This window comes from Methylophaga sp. UBA5088 (assembly GCF_002414625.1).
Lineage (GTDB): Bacteria > Pseudomonadota > Gammaproteobacteria > Nitrosococcales > Methylophagaceae > Methylophaga > Methylophaga marina.
Genome location: NZ_DIAC01000002.1, coordinates 1 through 563 on the forward strand (window position 1 = coordinate 1; position 563 = coordinate 563).

The 563-nt window shown below is 43.3% G+C and carries 1 pseudogene; it reads right to left on the reverse strand.

The features are described from left to right. Nucleotides 1-563, reverse strand: a pseudogene (locus tag B4K20_RS00190) (hypothetical protein); the annotation flags it as partial.

Genomic DNA, 563 nt, shown 5'->3' on the forward strand with positions numbered 1-563 from the left:
TGGCTACGGTTAAGTTATCTTTGGCCATGACCGTGCCTGTCAGGCGTGATGTGTCAATGGTATCGATGGGTAGTTCAAGGGCATTACCGCTATCATCAACAATAGGAATCGACCCACCTCCATTCACAATAGATGAACTTTCTTGCTCAATCTCAAACTCAACGGTTTTATCAGAATTAATACGAGGGGTAATTCTGAGAGTAATACCAATCTCTTCGAGCTCCGTCTCTGTTTCGACATAAGCTGGAGAAACCACAATGCCATTGGCAATGGTGGCTGACTGAAAGGTAAATCCGCGCGTTAATACGGCTTCCTGGCCAATAAAGAGTTCTGCCTCACGATGGTTAGAGGCCACCACCATGGGATTAGATAGCACTTTAAGACGGTTATTACGTTCCAGAAATTCGATATTGGCACGCAAACGACTGTTTAAAAACTCGTAAACAAAGGTGCCTGTGTTTGGCAGTGCATTATTACCAATTAACACCGGTTGTTGAGATTGATTACTGCCAGAAGGTTGTAATTCAAAATTGAAAATAGAGTTAAAGTCTTCACCCAGCAGG